We start from the raw sequence: 20,090 nt of genomic DNA on the forward strand, positions 1-20,090 counted from the left end.
GTTACGTCCCATCCCGGTGTTTGACGTAGAACTGCGCCGCGCGCCGAATCGACTCAGCCGCAGGGCTGGGTTTCCAGCCGAGTTCCCGCACCGCCTTGCTGTGATCCGCCGGCGACGTCATGTGCAGAAGCCGCACCCCGGTCGCGTTGATTTGAAGATCGCGCCGCAGCAGTCGGCCCGCAAGGCTGGCGGCATAACCGGCCGCACGCACCGCCACCAGAGGGACACCTACACGCGGCGGTTTGGCACCGACCGCAGTTGCCGCTGTTTCCAACATCTCCCGCATCGACATGTAGGTTTCCGAGATGATGTAACGCTCGCCAATCCGGCCGCGCTCACCGGCGAGCAGAAACGCTTCCGCCACATCCTCGATGCCGACCACCTCGGTGGCAACGCCTCGGATGTACACCGGCATCTTGCCGAACGCCGCCATCTTGACCATCAAACCCTGATGTGGCTGCCAGTCGCGCGGTCCGTACGGGTTGGACACACACATCGCGACCGCGGGCAGCCCTCGCTCCCGCGCATATCGCAACACCATGCCCTCCGCCTTGCGGCGCGATTCGATGTACGGACCACCTTTGCCGTGCCAGTTGAACGGATCCTCTTCCGTCACCGGCCGCCCATTGCCGAGCGCAATGGTGCCGATGGTGCTGCAGAAGACGAATCGGTGAAGATCCGCTGCTGCCGCGATGTCGAGTACCCGCCGCAGACTTTCGACGTTGGTTTCGAACAACGGGGCCGGATCGCGCAGATAGAACCGGGTGTCCACTATGCAGTAGTAGACGACGTCGCGGTCGGACATCGCCGCGCGCAGTGCGTCGTCGTCGCGGAGGTCGCCGTAGTGCAATTCGACGCCGAGGTCGTCGATCGCCACCGTTGAACTGGTCTTACGGAGATACACCCGCACGTCGTCGCCGCGCTCGACGAGCTTGCGGGTGACGTGGGACCCTACGAAGCCGCTTGCGCCCATCACGAGGGTCCGACGTCGACCGGCCGGCGGCGTCGTGCTCATGGTCATTCCATTCCGCAGATCGAACGCGGCGTTGAGACCGAGCCTCGAACGCACACACTGATGCGTTTACAATAGCTGCCTCGAATGTAACGCCGTCAACCGGGCTGGCCGAGAAGGATCACGACGCCTTTGCGGCCACCGGCGGCGCGTACGCGGGCTTGCCGAGCCCGAGGACGTACTGCGCGATCATGTTGCGGAACACCTCGAGCGTTCCGCCGTAGATGCCGACCAGAGGTGCGAAGCGGTAGACATATTCGGCGGCACCGTCATCGGCGGCACCGTCCGTGCCGATCGGGAGCGACGACGCGGTCCCCAGGATGTCCATCAGATCCGGCGATATATCGCGCATCGTCTGCGCGAGCGCTACCCGCCCAAAAATGCTCGGCGCCGACAGCGCCGTTTCCAGTCGTGCCACGCTGCGCCCCAACCGGTACGCAACTGCCCCGTCGTCCACTGGGCGGCGCCCGCTCGGATCGCGGCGTGCGACCGCTTCGGCGGCTTTGTCGGCGGCGTGTGCCATGAATCCTGCCTGGTGCATCATGATCGACACGTCCTGCAGTCCGTCGCCTGCGGCAGCCACGGCGCCGTGCTCGGTGTTGAGCGGCTCGCGCAGCACCGACCAGCCGCCATTCACGTCACCAAGCCGGTACTTGTCGTCGACTCGGACGTCGCTGTAGTAGACGATGTTGGTGCGGTCGCCGTCGACAGTGCGGATGCCCTGGATCTCGATGCCCGGGGTGTCCAGCGGGACGAGAAACATGGTGAGGCTCTTGTGCTTTGGCGCTTCCGGATCGGTGTTGGTGATCAGGAAGACGTACTGGCAGTTGTGTGCGCCGGTGGTGAACATCTTCGAGCCGTTGATGACCCACGCGTCACCGTCACGTACCGCGCGTGTCTTGCAAGTCGCAATGTCCGATCCGCCTTCTGGTTCGGTGTAGCCAAGGCAAAGGCGGACGTGGCCGCTGAAGACCCGCGGCAACACCTCGTCTTTCAGTTCCTGTGATCCGAACGACGCCACCGACCGCGCGACCATCGACGTCGTGCCCCAGGTCACCCAGGGCACATGGGCCCGTCGTTTCTCCAGTTCCCAAATGCGGCGACGTACCCGGCTGAATCCCCCTTCGGATTCAGGCTTCCACTCCTTTTCGAGGTAGCCAGCGGCTCCCAATGCCAGGTGCACACCTTCGTCGAAGTTGTCACCGGTTTCGCGATCCCGCCGCTTGACCTCTTCGGTCACAAGCGTTTTCAGGAACGCACGGGCGTCGTCGAGGAAAGCCTTGTCGTCATCGGACAGTTCGACTCGTGAGAAGTCCATCAATGCGCTCCTTAGACCTGTGCACTCTCGCGGGCTGCGACGATTTCGGCGATGTATTTGGCGCTCGCCCCCGGATCGCCGCCGGCCACCGACCACCCCCGTGCACGCACCAAGTAAGCGGTGGCTGCAGCCTCTGCCGAAACGCCAAGCCCGCCTTGGATGTGCACCGCCATGGTCGCCGCCTTCGCCGCTTCCTCGGCCATGAACACGAACACCGACGGCGCCAGTTCCCGCCGCTCCTCCGGCTCGTTGTCGAGGAACCATGCGGCGCGGCGGGCGAGGTTGCGCCCGCCCTGCACGGTGATGGCGATGTTGGCCAACGGGTGCGAGATGGCCTGCAATGTCGAGATGGGCACGCCGAGTGTGTAGCGCGACTTGGCGAACTCCGCAGCGATGTTCATCGTCTCCTCGACCAGCCCCACCAGCGCAGCGCCGGTCAACAGCCGCCATTCGTCCAGTGCACGTTGGTATTCCGCAAGCGCATCCGGACCACTGGCCACGACGGTGCGACTGTCGGCCGCCTGGGGGTCTACCCACGCCATCGGTAGCCGGCCGATGTTGTCCACAGTGGTCGGGCGGGTGTCGAACGTCAGGCGCACGACATCGTCACCGTCCCGCACGACGATGTGGTCGGCGATCGAGCCCACCGGGATCAGCCTTACCCCTGACACGCTGTCGTGCTGCGGGTCCAGCGCGACGAGCTGTGTGCCGTTGACGGCATCGGAATCCAACCCGCCGAGCCGGGCGAGCAGCCGGGCCGCGCAGACATGGTCGATCCACGGGACAGGTGCCAGCGATCGACCGATCTCCTCGGCCACCAGCGTCAGGTCGACCAGCGTCGCCCCGTCCCCGCCGACCGACTCGGGCAATGCCATCGTCGTCGCGCCCATCGCGCACAGCCGCTCCCACAGGCTCTTGTCGAACCCCGACGCCTCTGCCGCTCGCACGGTTTCGATCGAGCAGTGGGTCTTGAAGAACTGCTTGTACGCCTCCTGGACGGCCTCGTGGTCCTCGGTGAGGCTGTAGTCCAATCTGCGTAGCTCGTAGCGGTCCATCGTCAGCTCTCCTGTTTCCCGCCGCCGAAAAAGAACTCGTGCGCGTTGTTGTAGAGGTAGTTGTCCAGCACCTCGGCCGGCAGATCGAGTGACAGCGCCTCGGGAACCACGCGGCGCATCCGCAGCACCGGCCAATCCGACGCGTAGATGACCTTGTCGGGCCCGCGTGTGCGCATGTAATGCAGCAAGCTGTCGGGCAGCCGCTTGGGTGACCACGCCGACGTCATCAGGCGCAGGTTCTGGTACTTGATCAACAGCCGGATCGCGATGTCCCACCATGGATCTGCACCGTGAATCATGCACAGCTTGAGCTCAGGGAAGCGCACGCACACCCGATCGAGGTGGATGGGATTCTGCACCTCACCGGGAATTGGCGGACCGGGAATGCCCGTGTTGATACACAGCGGCAGTTCCAATTCGGCACACTTGGTGTACAGCGGGTAGTACACCGCGTCGCTCGGTGGATACTGGCCGTCGCCCCAAAAGCTGGGCCCTACAACGGTATATGCCACCGGCAGGTCCTTGACCAAAGCGCTGAGTTCCCGCAGCGCCGGTATTGGCCGAAGGAGGTTGATCCCGCCCATCGCCAGCGCGAACCGGTCCGGCTTGGCCTCGACGAACTTTCGCGCAGTGACCGACGGCTTGGCGAGGTTGTCCATCAGGATCGCCTTGCGAACGCCCTGCTCGTCCATTTCATCCAGCAGCTCGGCCATGTCGACCGGTGCGAACATCGACTGCGGCCCCTTGAAGTAGTCGTCGCGCACCTTCAGCATCCATGTCGGTTGCTTTTCGGCTTCGCCGAAGTGCACGTTGACCAGGCAGTCAATCGCTTTGTGAGTCATGTCATTGCCCGTTCTGCTGCTTGGCTTTTCGCCCAGCGATAATCCGGCTTGCCGTTGCCGAGGCGACGGACTTGGTCGACGAAAATGAACTCCTTGGGCGCCTTGAACCGGGCCAGGTGCGACGTGCACTGCGTGTGAAGTGATTCGTGGCCGACGTCTGTGGCGCCGGCGCGCACCGCGACCAGCGCGACGACCTCCTGACCCCACCGCTCGCTCGCGCGGCCCACCACCAATGCGTCGGCGACGGCCGGGTGCGCGCGCAGTACCTCTTCGACTTCCTCGACGAACACCTTCTCCCCACCGGTGTTGATGACCAGGGAGTCGCGGCCGAAGAGGCGCAGCGTGCCGTCCGGCGCCAGCGAGCCACGGTCTCCTGAGATCACGACACGCTGTCCTTCGACAACGGGAAATGTCTTTTGGGTGGCGGCTTGATCATCGAAGTAGCCAAGCGGGATGCGGCCGGCGCGCGCGACATAGCCGATCTCCTGCTCGCCGGGTTGCAGAAACCGGGCGTAGTCCTCGGACACCACCAATGCGCCCTCGCGCAGTTCGAAGGTGTCCTTCTCCGATCCGCGCTGACTTCGACCGAAGCCCACGTTCCCGGTCTCCGACGAGCCGTAGCCGTTGATCAACGTGATTTGTGGCAACAATTCCAGCAGCGCGCGTTGGTATTTCGGATTCGTCGCCGCGCCGCCGGTGCCGATCGCGAAGAGCGACGACAGGTCGTAGGCACCTTGTCGCAATTCCTCAACCAGGGGGCCGGCGTAGGCGTCGCCGACCATCGTCATCATTCCCACCTTTTCGCGCGCTGCGGTCGCAAGCACCGCAGGTGGGTCGAATCTGGTCCGGTCGTAAAGGACTACCGGCAGGCCGTTCAGAAGCGCGGCAAAGGCGGTCCACATGCCTGCCGCATGCATCAGCGGTGACACGGCGAACCATGGCTGCCCACCGTGGCGCACCTTGTCGTGAATCTCGTCGACGGACTCGTGGTCGGCACCGTTCATCGAAACGACGTAGGTGTCGCTCTGCCGCCACATCACGCCCTTGGGGCGACCCGTTGTCCCGCCGGTGCATACCATCAGCAGATCGTCAGGCGACGGTGCGATGTCCTGATTCGTATGTCCTTGGGACAGCACATCTTCCAGCTTGAGCGCACCGGGTAGATCCGGCACATCGCTGCCGTCGTCGACCGATATCAACAGATCGGCGGACGCGGGCGGCAGCACGTCGGCGAACCTCGCGCCAAACGACCGGTGGTAGATGACTGCCCGCGGCTTCAGGTAATCCAGCAGTTCGGTGACTTCGCGCGGCATGTAGTTGTAGTTGACGTTGGCAGGCACGGTGCGTGCCTTCAGACACCCGATCACCATGTCGGGATACAGATCGTTGTGCATGATCAGCGCAACGCGATCCTGACCGCACTCCCAGTTCTCGAGCTTGTCGCGCTCCCGGTGAGCGCCGAACCCGTTGCCCGCCAGGAAGTTGGCGAGCCGACGTGTTCGCTCCGCCGTCTCACCAAAGCTGCTTCGGCGTTCACCGCAGACCGTCATCAGCCGGTCCGGAATGACGTCGGCGATGGCGTCGAACACCGCACCTATGGTCCACTCGGTCATCGGTTCAGCGGCTCCCGGTCATGCCCGCGCGAGCATACGCAAAAGTCCCCCGACACGCCGACACAAGGGGGCTTTTGCGGCTGCTCGGCATCAAGCCGAAACCTTGACACCGAGGAGATCCAACGCGTTGTCGCGCATCACTTTGCGGGTGTCTTCGGCGCTGAACTCAGGGAACTGCGGGATATCCGCGGTGAACGCCATCGGGTCGGCAAGCCCTTCACCGTGTGGCCAGTCCGAGCCGAACAGGATCTTGTCCACGCCGATGGTCTCGGCGAGCAGCTTCACGTCGTCCTCGTAATACGGCGCGATCCAGACGTTGTTGCGCAGCTGCTCTACTGGATCTTCCTTGAAGTGGTACGGGGCGGTGTTGGCGGCCTTCTTCAGCCGTTTGATCAACCGGTAGACGAAGTACGAACCATTCTCGATGCTCGCGACCTTCAGCTTCGGATGACGGGTGAAGACTTGGTGCACGATCATCGAAGCCATCGAGTCGTGGATGGCGCGGTCGTCGAGCAGCACCTGGTCGAGTGGATCCTTCTTTCCGAAGCCCTCGAACGTCGCCTTGCCGCCCCACAGCGCCGCGATCGCCAGATAGCCGCTGTCGGACAGGTGAAAGACCACCGGGACACCGGCTTCGGCCAACCGCGCCCATACCGGATCGTGCAGCGGATCGCCCAGCGAGCGCGGCTTGACCACGCCGGGTACCGGTGCCGGGCGCACGCATACGATCTTGGCGCCGCGCTCGAGCACGAATTCGACTTCCTCGACCGCCTTGTCGGGGTCGGCCAGCGAGATGATCGGCGCCGAGAGGAACCGATGGTCGGGGCGGTCGAAACCCCAGTCCTCGTCGAGCCACAGGTTGAAGGCATGCACCGTCGCCATCGTCGCCTCGATGTCGTGTTTCAGTGCCTCCTCCACACCGCAGGCGAACGTCGGCAGCATGAACACCGTCTCGAGGTTCTGTTTGTCCAAGATCTTCACTCGCGCGTCGCGGTTCTGGTATTCGGGATGGTCGCTCAGCCGGTCGACCTTCATCAACGAAGCAGGATCCACGCCCTCCGGGATCTCGCCGCGGAACAACAGGTCCAAGCAGCCCGGCTCGATGATCGGATCGAACGTCGGGTTCGGGATGAAGTGATTGACCCGCTCCCCCATCACAGCCAACGTGCGCTTGCCGTCGTTGAGCATCTGCACGCCACGACGTGTGAATTCCTTGGGCAGATGGCGAGTGCACGAGTCGGTCGTCTCGTAGTAGTGGGTGTCGACGTCGATCGCCTTGTAGTCAATTCTCTGCGCGATCCGCTGCGCTTCTCGCGTGTCAGTCATTGTTCCTGTCCTTTCAAGGGCGGAAAGGTGGGCGGACGTTTCTCGAAGAACGCGGTGATTCCTTCGATGAAGTCGGGACGCAGCATCGACTCGTGCATCAGCTTCTCGGCCTGGGTGCTCGCGTCGAAAACATCGGCCATCGTGTCTCCGTACACCTGCTGCTTGATCACCGCAAGGGAACTGGGCGCACAGTTGGCGGCGATGTCCTCGGCATACGCGATCGCACGCGGCAGCAAGTCCTCGGGTGAGAGGACCTCCTTCACCATGCCGAGCGACGCCGCCTCGTCGGCGTAGAACGTCCGGCCGGTCAGCAGGAGGTCAAGGGCGGCGCCCCAGCCGACGACTCGGGGAAGAATCCACGAGATCCCGTACTCGGCGATCAGACCGCGCCGGGCGAAAGCCGTCGTGAATTTGGCTCCAGCCGCGGCGAACCGGACGTCACACATCAGCGCCTGGGTCAGGCCGATGCCGGCACACGCGCCGTTGATGGCCGCGATGATGGGCTTGCGCAATGTCGTCACAAAGTGCGGATGGCGTTCGCCGACCATCGTGCTGATATCGGCGCCACCGTCGGTGTTGGCGGTCTCGATCGACGACAGATCGCCCATGTCGGCGCCGGCGCAGAACGCGCGGCCACTACCGGTGAGCACGACCGCCCGGACCGCGGGGTCCGCTTCGGCAGCGTCGAGTGCCGCGTAGAACCCGGCGGCCAGACCGCCTCCCCACGCATTCATCCGCTCCGGTCGGTTGAGGGTCACAACGGCGACCCCACTGTCGCGCACGTCGTAAAGCACCACATCGGTGCGCCCGGATGACGCGTCGATTGCGGGTTGCGCGACGCGGTCGGGAACGCTCACCCGGCGACCTCCTCATTGGCGCTACGAGCTGGATGTATGCACATACTGTACACCTATCGGTAGCGTCTTCCGCAAGCGGTTGGCGGCTCAGCTGTCGACGAGTCCAAGCCGCCGATAAGCAGCGCTGATCTGCGCCCGCGCCTCATCGGGTAGCTCTGCCTGCGGTGGCCTGGAATGGGGATATTCGCCGATCGGCAGGCCCAGCACCGAGGCGGCGTATTTGAACGCGCCACCCCAATGCGTGAAGTAGTCGGCCCGCCCCGGATAGCAGGTAAACCACGAGCCCATGTCGAGGTCGAACTGGTCTAATCCCGACTCACGCGCGTAGTCCATGGCCTCGAGGAGTTTGTCGTTGAGAATCAAATCCCAGTACTCGGTGAAGAGCCGTTTCGCAGGGGTTTCGAACAGATAGCCGGCGGTGCCGAGTTGAGCGGGACAGACGATCCCGTCACGCAGCCAACCGGCGCGATACACCGTCTTGTCGCACTCCCAGACCATCAGCTCCGGAGCCAATTCATGCAACTTCCGGCTCGCCGCCGGACGGAACGCACCCTCCTTGGTCGCGCACACGGCGGGAATCTCGGTGTAGATGCGGGCGCTTTCGTCGGGAGTCAACACGTAGCCGGACGACGGCGAATTGAACATGCCCAGTGCTATATCGGTGCGGTCACTGATGTATTGGAAAAACCGTAGAACTCCTACTCCGCCGTGGGCTTCCATCATCGGCGTCTGGATATACACGATGTCTGCGCCCGCCTGCTGTGCGTGCTGCGTCAGATCGAGACAATCCTTGGCCGACATCGCCGCGGTACAGGCCTGCACCACCACATCGGGATTCGCTGCGCGGCCCTCTTCAATTGCCACTTCCAGCAAGCGTTTTCGCTCATCGAGCGTCAGCGACCAGAACTCCGCGATGCCGCTGGTGCACCACAGCATCGGGTGGTGTAACTCGCCTACGCAGTACCGCACCAGTGCGCGGTAGGCATCCCAATCGATGTCGTCGCCGTCGTCGCCCTTGAACGGTGTGTACAGCGAATCGCCGATTCCACGCAGCGCACCCCGCGCCCACGAACGAGCTTCCTTGGCTGTTGCCATGGCGCCTCCCTAGGTGAAATCACTACCCCCGTCGACGTTGACGTTGGCTCCGGTCATGTACGAGTTGCGGCGCGAGGCGAGAAACGCAGCGACGGGACCGATCTCGTCGGGCAGGCCCGCCCTCGGTAGATGCGCTGGATGGCCGAAGTGTTTGTCGATCGCAGCCATCAACGCGTAGGGATCGCTGCCGTCGACGCCCACCGATTCGGCCCAGCCGACCAGCGCCTCGGAGGCGATGCTTCCCGGCGAGACGACGTTGACCATGATTTCGTCCTTGGCCAGCAGCAGCGACAGGTTCTTCGAAATGCTGGTCACCGCCGCCTTGGCGGCCGTATAGGCGGGCAGGATGACGGTCTGACGCTGTGTCGAATGCGCGGAGAAGTTGACGATGCGCGCCCACTCCGCCTTCCGAAGTAGGGGCAGAGCCGAGCGCACGCAGTGCACCATGCCCATCACGCCGTCGTCGAAGGCTTCCCGCCATTGATCGTCAGTCAGGTCTTCGAACGTTCCCTGCGTGCCGGGCCCGACCGCATTGATGAGGACATTGAGCTCGCCGCCCCACCGCTGGCTCAGGTCGTCGAACACGCGCTGGACCTGTCCGGCGTCTGTCGTGTCGGCGACCAGCCCGATCGCGTCGGGACTGCCACGGTCGGCCAAACCCTTTGCGGCACTGACGAGTACGGCCTCAGTGCGGCCGACGAGGGCTACCCGCGCGCCGTCGTCGGCAAGACAGCGAGCGGTCGCCAATCCCATCCCGCGACCACCACCGACGACGACGGCGCTGGCGTCCTTGAACCCGAGATCCATGGCGACGGGCCTGTCAGGTACCCGTCCAGTTGGGCTTGCGCTTCTCGGCGAACGCGATAGCGCCTTCCTTCGCGTCGTTGGACGAAAAGACCGGAATGATCAGTTCAAGTTGCTTCTTCCACATCTCGTCTTCGCTCCAGCTCGCCGACTTGACGAGAACCTCTTTGGTGACCGCGACGGCCAGCGGCCCGTTGGCCGTGATGCGCTCAGCAAGTTCGACCGCGCCGGCGAGAGCCCCACCGGGTTCGGTGACCACGTTGACGAAGCCCCAAGCCTCGCCCTGTTCCGCCGTGAAACTGTCGCCGGTCAGCGCCAGCTCAAGGGCCTTCTGATACGGGATGCGATGCGGCAGCCGCAGCAGCCCGCCGCCTGCGGCGATCAGACCCCGCTTCACCTCGGGGATCCCGAACTTCGCCGATTTCGACGCCACGACCAAGTCGGTGGCCAGCACCACCTCCGTGCCGCCCGCCAGGGCATATCCCTCGACGGCCGCAATGATCGGCTTGCGTGGCGGCCGCTCGGTGAAACCGATGCCGCGACCCGGGATAGCGACGATTTCTCCGGCGGCAAAGGCTTTCAAGTCCATCCCCGCACAGAAGTTGCCGCCGGCCCCGGTCAGCACGGCCACGGACAGGTCCGGATTCTCGTCAAGCTCGTCGACCGCGTCGGCGAGGCCCTGGCTGACCGCCAGGTTCACCGCGTTTCGTGACTCCGGTCGATTGATCGTGATGATGAGAATGCGCCCCTGGCGCTCGGTCAGAATTTCGTCGGACACACTTCACCCTTCGCGTTACGCCGCATATTGCTAGAAAAGCTTACTATAGGTCTTACAGTAGAAGGGCGAGAAGTTGGTGGCGGCCATCGACCGGATGGTTCCCGGTAAGGTTCACCGTAACGACCGAGCGGCGACACGGATGCGAAGACGCAGTTCAGAAGGCAGCAGCCGGTACATTCAGAGCCACAACGACTGTTGATGGAGGTGCCCGCAGTGGCAAGGCAAGCAACCGCTGAGAAGCGTCAGCGACGCGAGCGGGGGTCCATCAATCCCGACGACATCATCAAGGGCGCGTTCGAGCTCGCCGAGCAGGTGGGCATCGACAACCTGTCCATGCCGTTGCTCGGCAAGCACCTCGGCGTCGGCGTGACGAGCATCTACTGGTACTTCCGCAAGAAGGACGATCTGCTCAACGCGATGACCGATCGCGCGTTGCGCCAGTACGTCTTCGCCACGCCATACGTCGAAGCCAAGGACTGGCGCGAGACGTTGCGCAATCACGCACGCACCATGCGAAAGACGTTCATGGGCAACCCGATTCTGTGCGACCTGATTCTCATCCGGTCCGCGCTGAGTCCGCGGGCGGCGCGGCTGGGCGTACAGGAAGTCGAAAAGGCGATCGGCAGCCTGGTGGAGGCGGGCCTGTCCCCCGAGGACGCGTTCGACACGTACTCCGCGGTGTCGGTCCACGTTCGCGGATCGGTGGTGCTGCAGCGGTTGCGGGAGAAGAACCGAGCGGCCGACGAGGGACCCAGCGACATCGAGGAAACGATGACCATCGATCCCGAGATCACCCCGCTGCTCGCAATGGTCACCGAGAAGGGTCACCACATCGGTGCGGCCGACGAGAACAACTTCGAGTTCGGCCTCGAGTGCATTCTCGACCACGCGGCGCGGCTGATCGACGGTGGCAAGAAGCCCGCCAAGACCGCACGCAAGGCGACGGCTTCGCGCCCGCGAAGCAAGGCCGCCGCACGCTGACATAAGGAACTAGCCATCCGGGGATTCGCCGCGTCCCGCCAAGTGCATATAGAAAATCGCCCGCTTATTGAGCGACAACCTCGTCGTGGTGGTTGGCAACACCATGCGCTACCGACATTGTCGCTCGCTGGGCGGGCAATTTTGCATATGTAGCCCGCGCCGCGCACGGCAACGCGCGATCAGACCTCGATGACGACGGCGCCGCCCTGGCCGCCGCCTGCGCACATTGCGGCTACGCCGATGCCGCCGCCCCGCCGTTGCAGCTCGTAGATCAGCGTGGTGATCATTCGCGCGCCTGACGCCGCGATGGGATGGCCGAGGCTGCAACCGCTTCCGGAGAAGTTGACCAGCTCCTCGTCGAGGCCGTACTCACGGCACGCCGCGATCGGCACCGATGCGAACGCTTCGTTGACCTCCCACAGCGTCACATCCGAGGGCTTCAAACCCGCCCGCTGCAGCACCTTGCCGATCACCTTCACGGCGCCCAGTCCGGTGTCCTTCGGCGCGACACCGGCGGCGGCCCAAGCCTTCACGGTCGCCAGTTTCGTTAGCTTCTCGGCGTCGGCATAGTCGCTGTCGACGAGTGTCACCGCCGCGGCGGCGTCGTTGGTCCCGCTGGCGTTGCCGGCGGTGATGGAAAAGCCCTCGATCTCTGGATGCAGCACCTTCAGTCCGGCCAGCTTCTCGACCGAGGTGTCCCGACGCGGTTGTTCGTCGACGCTGAACTCCACCACCGATCCGTCGAATTGCTGCACCTTCAGCGGGATGATCTCGTCGACGAACTTGCCGGCGTCGATCGCCGCGATGGCCCGTTCATGTGACCGCGCGGCCCAGGCATCCATCTCCTCGCGGGTGATGCCGACGGCCTGAGCGGTGTTCCAACCGACGGTTATCGACATGTCCTTGGTCGGCGCGTCCGGCGTCTCGACATGCGTCGGCGGCATCCACCGTTCCTCGAACTTCAGCTCGGGGCCGGGGATGCGCCAGTTCGTCAGCGGGGTCATCGACAGCGACTGCACGCCACCCGCGATGAGCGCGCGCTCCATACCGGAGCCGATCTGCGCTGCGGCGTTGCCGATCGCGGTGAGGCTGCCCGCGCAATGCCGGTTGACCGACTGGCCAGGTACATGTTGCATACCAGTGGCATCCGCCGCATAGCGAGCGAGATCCCCACCGCCGTAATGCGATTCGGCGAAGATGATGTCGTCGATCGCGTTCGGGTCGATACCGGAGCGGCGAACCACTTCCGGGAGCACCGCTGTGATCAGAGTCTCGGGCGGGGTGTTGACCAGCGTCCCCTTGAATGATCGGCCGATCGCTGTCCTTGCGGCTCCGACGATGACGGGAGTGGGCATGTTCTCAACCTCGATGTTCGGCTTGGGTGACTTTACAAAAGTAGCAGATAATGTATTGCTCGCAGTAGGTGAGGGGCGTCACTGAGGCTCGGGGACGTGGAAGTGCTCGTCGCGCAGACGGAACGCCTCCTTGGTTCCGTGCTGGGCGCGCGTCTTGACGAAATTGAACTCACCCGGCGCGAACTGCAGGTTCGTCCCGTACGCGTGGAACAGGTAGCTGGCCACTTCCTCGCCCTGATACACCTGGCTCTGCTCGACGAGACGGAAAGCCTCCTTGGCGATGACCACTCCGTCGGCCGGCATCTTCGCTGCCTTCTCGGCCCAATACCGTGCCCTGGCCTGCACCGAGCCGGTATCGCAGGTGTCGGTGAAGACGCCGAGATGCTCGATCGTGCCCGCCTCGATGATGTCGCCGGTCAATAGCAGGCGCCGGGCCAGCACCGGGCCCAGGCGGTGGAAGAACATGTGCAGGCTGCCAAGCGCGGGTCCGAGGAATCGGGTGGCCGGCATGCCGATCTTGGTGTCGCGGGCGATCACGGAGATGTCGGTCATCAATGCCATCTCGAAGCCCCCGCCGAGCGCATATCCGCTGATCTCCCCCACGGTGACCTTCGGAAAACCCATGAGGTTGTGGTAGAAGCCGAACGACTTGCGGTCCACCGTGAGGCGGCGGCGTTGACTGGGACGGCTTTTCGCGCCTTCCTCCCGTTGCCCATACCAGCCGTACGCGTTGTTCATGTCCGCCCCGGTGCTGAACACCCCTTCGGCACCGCGCATCAGTACGACGGTGATGTCGTCGTCCTCTGCGACGCGATCCAGGTAGCGCGCGACGGCGTCGCGCATGGTGGCGTCGTACGAATTGCGCTGCGCGGGGTTGTTCAGCGTGATGGTCGCGATTCGCTTCTCGGAATCAACGTCGAAAAGCACACGATCGTCTGTCATCTGCCGGACTCCTGGTGGTTGGTGTTCGAAATCAGCTTCGCCTCAATGGTTTTGTCAGCGCCGACAGCGAGTGTGTTGCGCCGGGCGGCTGCGAGGTGATCCTGGGCGAGCCGTACCGCGCGCGACGAGTTGCCGTCCCGGATGGCATCGACGAGCCGCTGATGATCGCGCAGGGCGGCTCGCATCGTCTTGTATTTCATCGGGTCGCCTTCGTCGCTCCACACCGATGACTCATGAGCCGACCAGATCAGCTCCAGCGAGCCGATCAACAGGATCATCGGCTCGTTACCGCAGCGAGAGACCACCGTCTCGTGAAAGCGCCTGGCATTCGGAATATATCGCGACAGGTCGTCGAATTGCTCACTCTGCTGGTCGATTTCGGCTTCGAGATAGGGCACGACTTCGGTCATCCGGTCTTCCCGGGCAGCGCACATCCCTGCGCAGATCGGCTCGAGGTGCAGCAATGCACCGCTCACATCCGCCGGTGTCGACGACCGCGACTGCAACACCATGCTGATCATGTGGGCGGTCCGCTCGGCCGTCGGCTGGTGGACCACCGCCCCGCCCATGTTGCCGCGTCGAACGGAGATCAGCCCGTCGGTCTCCAGAATGTGGATCGCTTCGCGAAGCGCCGGCGGGCTGACACCGAACTCGGAGAATAGGCTCTCCTGCGTCGGCAGCACATCGCCTTCCTTGAGCCGTCCCGACAGGATGTCTTCGCGCAGTCGGGAGGCCACGATCTCGGCCACTCGCGGTTGGCGAATGCGTTGGACGACCATCAGTTCTGGACCCGCCGCTTGCCGAATCGGAAGCCGATCAGTTTGTCGGCGGAATTGGCCACTGTCTTGAACTCACCGATGCAAAGAACTTCGTCGCCAAGCAGCAACCGCGCCGTCGACGTGACCCTGCCGTCGTCTTCGACCCGCTCGATGTCGAAGTCGAGTTCGGCCAACACCGGCGTCGGCCGGCGAAACGTCACTGTGAGCGAGCGCGTCTTGCCGGTCCGGCCCGCCGCGCAGCTCTGGTGTTGGGTGATGCAGTCGAAGAAGACAGCGAGAAAGCCACCATTCACCAGGCCCGGCGGGCCCTCGTAGACCAGTGGGAAGGTGACGCGGCCGGATGCGGTCCGGTCGTCGAGTCGGTCAAAGGTGTACTCGGGAAAGCACGGGTTGTACGCGCCGATGTCGAACGCGTGGTCCAGATACACGCGTTGTTCGTCGCCGCCGTCCCCGATTCGCGGCGTGAGGTCGGGCGGAGCGGCGGGCCCTAACTCGCGTTCCCACTCGGCGAATTGCGCGAGCATGGCGTCGACGGTCGGATGCTCGTGCTCCAACGACAGAAGTAACCCGGTCAGGCGCCGCAGCGCGGCCGCGGCGGCGACTGTCTGCGCCAATGGTTGCTCGCCGTATCGCGGTGTGCCGTCCGCCATGGTGCCTCTTCCATGTTCCGTTGGCGCGCTTTCCTTGCTAACTTGTACAGGATAGCAATACTGTAGGGCTAACCGTATAGCTCAGGATTGGCGGAAACAAGGTGACTGACGTCGACGCCGACGGCTCGGTGACGGCATCGCGGGACGGCGATGTACTTCGGCTCACGCTCGATCGCCCGTCGCGGCGCAACGCGCTGAGCCATTCGATGATCGGCTCGCTTGTCCAGCTGCTGACCGATGCCGCGACCGACGATTCGCTGAGGGCCATCCATATCCGCGGCGCGGGAAGCGATTTCTGCGCAGGCGCGGACTGGGTGGCATCCAACAGCACCGGCCAGCGGCCCCGCACAGGCGACCTGGTCAGGCGAATTCCACACACCGCGAATCGGGTGATCGAACTCGTCCACGGCATCCAATTGCCGGTGGTGTGCAGCGTGCAGGGTTGGGCCGTCGGCCTTGGCTGCAATCTCGCCCTGGCCGCTGACTTCACGGTGGCCACCGACGACGCCGTGTTCTGGGAGCCGTTCATCGGTCGCGGCTTTTCCCCAGATTCTGGTTCCACATGGCTGCTGCCCCGGCTGGCCGGCCTGGCCCGGGCCAAGGAGATGCTGCTCCTCGCCGAGAAGATCAGCGGCAGCGACGCTTCCAACTGGGGATTGATTCACCGCTGCGTGAGCGCGGCCGAACTCGGCGACGTCGCCGAGCAATTGGTGAAGCGACTCGCGTCGGGGCCGACGATCGCGATCGGGCTGGCCAAGCAGGCGATCAACCACGGCCTGCATGCCACGCTGGATCAGGCCATGACGCAGGAGTTGTTCAACGTCGAGTTATCCTGCCGAACAACGGATTTCAAAGAGGGACTGGCGGCATTCCGCGAGAAACGCACACCGGAGTTCGGTGGAAGGTGACTAAATGACGGACATCAAGTACGACGTCGACGGCCACAAGGCGACGATCACGCTGAACCGGCCCGATGCGCTCAACGCGCTGAGCCCGCACATGATCAGCGAGCTCCGCGCCGCGTACGACGAAGCCGAAAACGACGACAACGTCTGGCTCCTCATCGTCACCGGGACCGGCCGCGCGTTCTGCACCGGTGCCGATGTGACGGAGATCCCCGAGGACGGCCGGGTGATCTACGAGCGCCCGTACCTGTCCACCTACGACCAGTGGGAGGCGCCGCAGGAGGGCACGCCACCGTTCCGCAGGATGGCCAAGCCGGTGCTCACCGCCATCAACGGATTATGTTGCGGCGCGGGCCTGGACTGGATCACCACCGGCGACATCGCGATCGCCTCCGACAAGGCGACCTTCTTCGACCCGCACGTCAGCATCGGGTTGGTCGCCGGTCGCGAGATGGTTCGGCTGGCCCGGGTGCTGCCGCGAAACATCGCGCTGCGCATGGCCCTGATGGGTAAGCACGAACGGATGAGCGCGCAACGGGCCTACGAACTCGGCATGATCAGCGAGGTCGTCGAGCATGACCGCCTTCTCGAACGCGCTCACGAGATCGCCGACATCGTCAATTCCAATGCCCCACTTGCCGTCCGAGGCACCCGGCTGGCGATCCACAAGACCCTCGACCTGCCGCTGCACGAGGCCGAGATCCTCGCCGAGACGTTCCGCGAGCGGGTGGTCCGCACCGAGGACGCACTGGAAGGACCCAAGGCCTTCACAGAGAAGCGTTCACCGAACTGGCAGTGCAGATGAGTTTCCAGACGATCCTGCTCGACGCGGACGCGGACGGCGTCGCAACCATCACGTTGAACCGGCCGGACACTCTCAACGCGTTCAATCGGACAATGTGTGACGAGATGGCGCAAGCCTGGCAGGCCGTCAAGCTCGACGACTCGGTGAACGCGGTGGTGTTACGGGCCGCGGGAGATCGAGCTTTCAGCGCAGGCCTGGATATCAAGTCCTCATACGGACAGCCGGACAACGTGTGGAACCACGAAGATCCCGGCGAGAAGCTCAGCCCGAAGTGGCAGAAGATGTGGAAGCCCGTCGTGTGTGCGGTGCAAGGCATGTGCACAGCGGGCGCGTTCTACTTCGTCAACGAATCCGATGTGGTGATCTGCTCCGACGAGGCGACCTTCTTCGATTCCCACGTCAGCGCCGGCTTGGTGTGCGCTCTGGAACCGATCGGCCTGATGCGCCGCGTCGGCCTCGGCGAGAGTTTGCGAATCGCCTTGATGGGCAACGATGAACGTGTCGGCGCCGACACCGCGCTGCGGATCGGATTGGTGTCCGAAGTAGTCAGCCGCGATCGGCTGTGGGAGCGTGCACACGAGATCGCGTCGACGATCGCGGCCAAGCCCCCGTCTGCGACGCAAGGCACCGTGAAGGCGATCTGGGAGTCACTCGACAAGCCCTATCGCGTGGCGCTGGAACAGAACCTGATCTACACGAGGCTGGGCAATCCGCTCGGGCAGGCCGAACTCGCCGCCAAGGGCAACGGCGGACAAGCCACACCGAGAGTCCGCTAATGCACCCATTGAGCCGGCGCATCTCCGACGTGCTCGCGTTACAGCCCGACGATGCGGCGGTCGAATACGACGGCCGGTGGTCGACGTGGCGTCAGGTCGCCGAACTGGCGAATGGGATCGCTGCGGTCGGCGAGACCGAGGTCGGGATCCTGCTGCGCAACCGCCCCGCTCATGTGGCAGCCCTTCTCGGCGTGCTGCTGGGCGGCGGCGCCGTCGTCACCATCAACCCGTCACGCGGTGACGACCGCACCCGCGAGGACATCGCCGCGCTGAACCTGCCGGTCGTCATCGGCGAACCCGACGACCTCGCATCGATGGTGCCAACGGGACCGACGACGATTCCGATATCAGGCCTGGACGCTGCACCGCAGGTGCCCGTCCCCAGCGCGGGTCGCCCAGGCGTCGCGGTGCGGATGCTGACCAGCGGAACGACGGGCCCGCCCAAGCGAATTGACCTCACCTACGACATGCTGGCACGCAGCGTCATCGGAGCCGAGCCTGCGCAATCATCGCCGCCGGCGGAACTGCGGCACGGCGTCGCAATCGTCAACGCACCGTTGGTCCACATCGGCGGGGTGTTCCGCGTGTTGCAATGCGTTTGCGAGGCGCGGCCGTTCGTCCTGTTGGACCGCTTCGAGCTTGACCAGTGGGCCGGCGCGGTGCGCAGGCATCGGCCGCGTGCGGTATCCCTGGTGCCCGCGGCGCTGCGCATGGTGTTGCATTCGGATCTGACCCGCGAAGATCTGGCGAGCATCCGCGCGGTCACCTCGGGTACCGCTCCCCTTTCTGCAGAGGATGCCGACGCATTCACCGCGAAGTTCGGCATACCCGTCCTGACCTCTTATGCCGCAACCGAATTCGGCGGCGGAGTGGCCGGTTGGACGCTGTCGGACTATCAGAAGCACTGGCACGTCAAGCGCGGCAGTGTGGGCAGACCCACCCTGGGCGCACAACTTCGCGTTGTCGATGACGCAGGCACGCCGCTTGGTCCCGACGAGGTTGGCTTGCTCGAGGTCAAGCCCGGACAACTCGGGCCGTCCGCCGACTGGATGCGCACCACCGACATGGCCCGCATCGACGAGGACGGATTCCTCTGGATCCTCGGCCGCGCAGATCAGGCGATCATCCGTGGCGGCTTCAAGGTGATGCCCGACGACGTCCGCGCCGCGCTGGAGGGCCATCCCGCGGTGCGCGGGGCGGCCGTCGTGGGCCGGCGCGACGACCGTCTCGGCGAAACGCCTGTCGCGATGGTGGAACTTCGAGACGCAACCGTGGACGCTGCCGCCCTCGTCGAGTTCCTGCGAACGCGTTTGGCGCGCTACGAAATTCCCACCGACATCGTGATCGTCGACCAGATCCCGAGAACACCCTCCGGCAAGGCCGACCTCGGCGCGGTCCGCGAATTCTTCAGCCAACCCGTCGAACATGCCAAGTGAATCGCTGACCGTCGCCGACGTTTTGCGGCAGCAGGCCCGCGCCAGGGCGGATCACCCCTTCCTGGTCTGCGATGCCGAGCGCCTCAGCTACGCCGAAGCTGATCGAAGGTCGGCGCAACTGGCCCGTGGCCTGATCGCCCTGGGTGCGGCAAAGGGCACTCACGTCGGGCTGCTGTATCCCAACGGTGGGGCGTTCGTCGTCGGCATGCTGGCCGCCGCGCGCATCGGTGCCGTTGCCATCCCGTTCTCCACCTTCGCCACCGCCCCGGAGATGGCCGTACAACTCGTCGACAGCGACACCGAAATACTCCTTGCCGCCGCATCGTTCCGCTCGCATGACTACCGCAAGCGGATCGCCGAAATCAGGAATGATGCCCCGCTGCTGCGCCACGCCCTGTTCGACTCCGAACCCGGCGACCTCGCCGACGCCACGCTGCTCGAGGCGATGGAGCGCGACGTAGACGACTCGGATGTGCTGGCCATCGTGTACACGTCGGGCTCGACAAGCGCCCCCAAAGGCGTCGTTCACACCCACGCATCTCTGCTGGGACACCAGAAGGTGCTCAACGAGATCCGTGGGTTGGGCGCGCAGGACAAGCTGTTCTGCAACTCACCGTTCTTCTGGATCGGAGGGATCGCGTTCGCGGTGCTTGCCACCCTGCTCGCCGGCTCGACGCTGGTGTGCTCCAACGCCAGCGATGCAGGCGAGACGCTTGACCTGCTGGAGGCCGAAAAGCCCACGATGACCAATGGTTTCGTGG

Annotated in this window: 20 protein-coding genes; 6 read left to right on the forward strand and 14 right to left on the reverse strand. The window is 64.4% G+C overall.

Annotated features, from left to right (window positions below):
- Position 1 precedes the first annotated feature (1 nt).
- From VFH65_RS04940 to VFH65_RS04985, 10 genes are all read right to left on the reverse strand, one after another.
- Complete coding sequence (locus tag VFH65_RS04940; protein WP_414688360.1) at positions 2–1,015, reverse strand: NAD-dependent epimerase/dehydratase family protein; 1,014 nt, start codon at positions 1,013–1,015, stop codon at positions 2–4.
- 118 nt (positions 1,016–1,133) lie between these two features.
- Positions 1,134–2,330: an acyl-CoA dehydrogenase family protein gene (locus tag VFH65_RS04945; RefSeq protein WP_353320030.1), complete on the reverse strand. Its 1,197-nt coding sequence runs from the start codon at positions 2,328–2,330 to the stop codon at positions 1,134–1,136.
- An 11-nt stretch (positions 2,331–2,341) separates the two neighbouring features.
- A complete protein-coding gene (locus VFH65_RS04950) occupies positions 2,342–3,385 on the reverse strand; it encodes an acyl-CoA dehydrogenase family protein (protein WP_353320031.1) in 1,044 nt (347 codons plus the stop codon).
- 2 nt (positions 3,386–3,387) lie between these two features.
- Positions 3,388–4,227 (reverse strand): amidohydrolase family protein, encoded by an 840-nt coding sequence (locus VFH65_RS04955; protein WP_353320032.1) that lies wholly within the window; start codon positions 4,225–4,227, stop codon positions 3,388–3,390.
- Positions 4,224–5,840: an acyl-CoA synthetase gene (locus VFH65_RS04960; RefSeq protein WP_353320033.1), complete on the reverse strand. Its 1,617-nt coding sequence runs from the start codon at positions 5,838–5,840 to the stop codon at positions 4,224–4,226. Before VFH65_RS04960 ends, VFH65_RS04955 begins: the two co-directional genes overlap by 4 nt.
- Positions 5,841–5,930: 90 nt before the next feature.
- Positions 5,931–7,166 (reverse strand): amidohydrolase family protein, encoded by a 1,236-nt coding sequence (locus VFH65_RS04965; protein WP_353320034.1) that lies wholly within the window; start codon positions 7,164–7,166, stop codon positions 5,931–5,933.
- Positions 7,163–8,023, reverse strand: a complete 861-nt coding sequence (locus VFH65_RS04970) for an enoyl-CoA hydratase (RefSeq protein WP_353320035.1) — start codon at positions 8,021–8,023, stop codon at positions 7,163–7,165. The genes VFH65_RS04965 and VFH65_RS04970 overlap by 4 nt, the downstream gene beginning before the upstream one ends.
- 87 nt (positions 8,024–8,110) lie before the next feature.
- Positions 8,111–9,118 carry a dihydrodipicolinate synthase family protein gene (locus VFH65_RS04975; protein ID WP_353320036.1) on the reverse strand — a complete coding sequence of 336 codons (1,008 nt, stop codon included), beginning with the start codon at positions 9,116–9,118 and terminating at the stop codon, positions 8,111–8,113.
- Positions 9,119–9,127: 9 nt separating this feature from the next.
- Positions 9,128–9,925: an SDR family NAD(P)-dependent oxidoreductase gene (locus VFH65_RS04980; protein WP_353320037.1), complete on the reverse strand. Its 798-nt coding sequence runs from the start codon at positions 9,923–9,925 to the stop codon at positions 9,128–9,130.
- 13 nt (positions 9,926–9,938) lie between these two features.
- Positions 9,939–10,700 (reverse strand): crotonase/enoyl-CoA hydratase family protein, encoded by a 762-nt coding sequence (locus VFH65_RS04985; protein WP_353320038.1) that lies wholly within the window; start codon positions 10,698–10,700, stop codon positions 9,939–9,941.
- 213 nt (positions 10,701–10,913) lie between these two features.
- Between VFH65_RS04985 and VFH65_RS04990 the strand changes: the two genes are divergently transcribed.
- Positions 10,914–11,681, forward strand: a complete 768-nt coding sequence (locus VFH65_RS04990; protein ID WP_353320039.1) for a TetR/AcrR family transcriptional regulator — start codon at positions 10,914–10,916, stop codon at positions 11,679–11,681.
- Positions 11,682–11,860: 179 nt separating this feature from the next.
- Here VFH65_RS04990 and VFH65_RS04995 read toward each other — a convergent pair whose 3' ends face one another.
- From VFH65_RS04995 to VFH65_RS05010, 4 genes are all read right to left on the reverse strand, one after another.
- On the reverse strand, positions 11,861–13,036 hold the full coding sequence (locus VFH65_RS04995) for a thiolase family protein (protein ID WP_353320040.1): 1,176 nt from the start codon (positions 13,034–13,036) through the stop codon (positions 11,861–11,863).
- Between the two features lie 78 nt (positions 13,037–13,114).
- Positions 13,115–13,978, reverse strand: coding sequence for an enoyl-CoA hydratase/isomerase family protein (locus VFH65_RS05000; protein WP_353320041.1), 864 nt, complete (start codon positions 13,976–13,978; stop codon positions 13,115–13,117).
- A complete protein-coding gene (locus tag VFH65_RS05005) occupies positions 13,975–14,757 on the reverse strand; it encodes a FadR/GntR family transcriptional regulator (protein ID WP_353320042.1) in 783 nt (260 codons plus the stop codon). Before VFH65_RS05005 ends, VFH65_RS05000 begins: the two co-directional genes overlap by 4 nt.
- On the reverse strand, positions 14,757–15,407 hold the full coding sequence (locus VFH65_RS05010) for a hypothetical protein (RefSeq protein ID WP_353320043.1): 651 nt from the start codon (positions 15,405–15,407) through the stop codon (positions 14,757–14,759). Before VFH65_RS05010 ends, VFH65_RS05005 begins: the two co-directional genes overlap by 1 nt.
- A 101-nt stretch (positions 15,408–15,508) precedes the next feature.
- Between VFH65_RS05010 and VFH65_RS05015 the strand changes: the two genes are divergently transcribed.
- The 5 genes from VFH65_RS05015 to VFH65_RS05035 form a co-directional block, all read left to right on the forward strand.
- Complete coding sequence (locus tag VFH65_RS05015; RefSeq protein WP_353320044.1) at positions 15,509–16,315, forward strand: enoyl-CoA hydratase/isomerase family protein; 807 nt, start codon at positions 15,509–15,511, stop codon at positions 16,313–16,315.
- A 4-nt stretch (positions 16,316–16,319) separates the two neighbouring features.
- Entirely contained in the window at positions 16,320–17,117 is a 798-nt protein-coding gene (locus VFH65_RS05020; protein ID WP_353320045.1) for an enoyl-CoA hydratase/isomerase family protein, read from the forward strand.
- A complete protein-coding gene (locus VFH65_RS05025; protein WP_353320046.1) occupies positions 17,114–17,893 on the forward strand; it encodes an enoyl-CoA hydratase/isomerase family protein in 780 nt (259 codons plus the stop codon). The genes VFH65_RS05020 and VFH65_RS05025 overlap by 4 nt, the downstream gene beginning before the upstream one ends.
- Entirely contained in the window at positions 17,893–19,329 is a 1,437-nt protein-coding gene (locus VFH65_RS05030; protein ID WP_353320047.1) for a class I adenylate-forming enzyme family protein, read from the forward strand. The genes VFH65_RS05025 and VFH65_RS05030 overlap by 1 nt, the downstream gene beginning before the upstream one ends.
- The coding region (locus tag VFH65_RS05035; protein ID WP_353320048.1) for a class I adenylate-forming enzyme family protein at positions 19,319–20,090 on the forward strand (772 nt) is incomplete at its 3' end. The genes VFH65_RS05030 and VFH65_RS05035, both read left to right, overlap by 11 nt.

Origin of the sequence: Mycobacterium sp. (genome assembly GCF_035697385.1) — a bacterium.
Classification (GTDB): domain Bacteria; phylum Actinomycetota; class Actinomycetes; order Mycobacteriales; family Mycobacteriaceae; genus Mycobacterium.